Origin of the sequence: Chamaesiphon sp. VAR_48_metabat_403 (genome assembly GCF_031422475.1) — a bacterium.
Lineage (GTDB): Bacteria > Cyanobacteriota > Cyanobacteriia > Cyanobacteriales > Chamaesiphonaceae > Chamaesiphon.
Map to the genome: position 1 here is coordinate 1 of NZ_JANPLS010000029.1, position 2,063 is coordinate 2,063.

The window sequence follows — 2,063 nt, forward strand, 5'->3', positions numbered from 1 at the left end:
CAACTGAGCGAGATATTCGCGGACTTCGGGATGAATATGGTCATTCGTCCATTCATGTGCTTTCTTGCCCCTTTTCTCTGCCAAAATTGATGGATAACTACACTCGCAAGCATTCAAACCTTCGACGATATCTTCATCCCAACAACCTTGGACGGTGGGGATATCTAGAGAGCGAATCATCTCTACTACTGCATTCGGATGAGGGCCATAACCGACCAAATCTCCCAAGCAAAAGATTTTGTCTGCTCGTTGTTTATCGATATCTGACAATACCGCATTCAAAGCTTCATAGTTACCATGAATGCAAGATATTACTGCTATTTTCATACTAATGCTTCCTCTGGTGATTCGGTTGATAATTGAGATTTAATTTGCTCTTGATAATGAGCCAGGGCAATATCATCTAAACCGCAGTCTTCTAACGTTTCCATAATTAATGGAGGTTGCAAATTATTCCCTATAACTTCTAATCCACTAAACCGCGTTGGTCTTCTGGTTAATACTGGTGGTAACGGCAATTCAAAGTAAGTACAATCGGGAAAACCTACCCCAAAGCTAAAGTAAAACGATCGACCATCAACGATCTCGAAAATCCCTTTAGCTCTGGCAACTTCACCATAAGCTCCCTGAATTAATTCATCCCAAAATATGTTTAAACTTGCTGGATCTAAAACTTCTCCAGTCAATCCCCAGCGGGGGGAGGCAGTTAGCGAAACATTTTTATCAGTAACTTCACTAATGAGAGTTTGACTCGCCCAATCGTGATATTCACTCGCGATTAATCCTTTGGGTAAGATCGCAATTCGCTGACAAGATTCGAGATCTACGGGTAATTGCAGAGTGGCTAGATCCAGTTGCGGTGCAATCTCAACATATAGCGGTTGGATCTCAGCTAGCTGCGTCCACGATGCGCCAGCCGAGATCGGTTTGACATGGGGGCAAGTTGCGGTAATATAGGTCAGATCGATCGGGGTAGCATCTGCACCCAGACAGATATAAGCACTAGGTTCGGTGCTGGTGGTGAGTTGTTGGTGAATCCAGGTAGTTTTGCCAGAACCGCATGGCACTGTCACGAGGTAGATGGGGTACCGATCCATGAACTGCGAAGATGAATGGAAACTTTATCAGCATATCATAAATAACAGGAATGATAATCATTCTTGCTAAACTGCTTTAGTTTGCAAATAGTTATCATTAACTCACAACATTGACAACCTATGGTACTGTGTTGAGAGTAGATTCGGTTTCGATCGAGATTATCGATCGAAAGTAATGGGGAAAGTTTGGTGCAAATCCAACGCTGTCCCGCAACTGTGTTTCGATTACCTGCGGTAGTCGATTAGTCAGAACACCCGCCGATTCGATAGATCCCGACTTATATTCTGCGAGGCACAGAGGGGAAAAATATTATGGATGACAAACACACAATTTTCGTGTGTCAATCTTGCGCCGGTAATTGGCAAGATGGCAGAGAAGTAGGCAACAGCGGCGGTTATTTACTCCACCAAGAATTGACGACTCAATTAGCCGCAAACCCATTAGCACAAGACTTTGAGGTCAAAGCAGTTAAATGTATGGGCGCGTGCAATCGTCCTTGTGTCGTTGCTTTTGCGGCGGCGGGTAAATCTACTTATCTATTTGGAGATCTAGAGCGCACCTCTCTAGCTGAGGTATCTCAGTCTATTTTGGAGTGTGCTAGTCTTTATCGTCGCCAGCCAGATGGCGCGATGAAATGGTCGGAGCGTCCCGAACGACTCAGAAAAGGCGTAATTGGAATCGTTCCTAGTATCGAAATACCAGTCAGTATTTAAGCAAAACCTTTTCGCCACTAGATAACTTGCCGTTGCCATAGTAGCTACCGTATATATACAAGTTAGCTAGACTTCGTTTCTAGATCTGAATCCCCCAAACCCCCTTAAAAAGCAGGGCTGATTCATTCCTTATCAGGCTTAGGTTGTCAAGATTAAAAGCAATTAATTTCGATCGAATAAATGGTAATTTCATACTAAGAAACAACCACATTCATCTAAAAACCGATTGCTTTAGATATTGACAAATTCATT

General features: G+C 43.2%; 3 protein-coding genes and 1 riboswitch. Of the genes, 1 reads left to right on the forward strand and 2 read right to left on the reverse strand.

Features of this window, described 5'->3' with window-relative positions; all coding sequences use genetic code 11:
- On the reverse strand, nucleotides 1-327 hold a 327-nt coding region (locus RMO79_RS01515; RefSeq protein ID WP_310481285.1), incomplete at its 3' end, for a metallophosphoesterase family protein.
- Nucleotides 324-1,073, reverse strand: coding sequence for a GTP-binding protein (locus RMO79_RS01520; RefSeq protein ID WP_310481286.1), 750 nt, complete (start codon nucleotides 1,071-1,073; stop codon nucleotides 324-326). The genes RMO79_RS01520 and RMO79_RS01515, both read right to left, overlap by 4 nt.
- 151 nt (nucleotides 1,074-1,224) lie before the next feature.
- A riboswitch (cobalamin riboswitch) is annotated at nucleotides 1,225-1,375 on the forward strand.
- Nucleotides 1,376-1,409: 34 nt separating this feature from the next.
- Between RMO79_RS01520 and RMO79_RS01525 the strand changes: the two genes are divergently transcribed.
- Nucleotides 1,410-1,811 carry a DUF1636 domain-containing protein gene (locus tag RMO79_RS01525; RefSeq protein ID WP_310481287.1) on the forward strand — a complete coding sequence of 134 codons (402 nt, stop codon included), beginning with the start codon at nucleotides 1,410-1,412 and terminating at the stop codon, nucleotides 1,809-1,811.
- Nucleotides 1,812-2,063 lie beyond the last annotated feature (252 nt).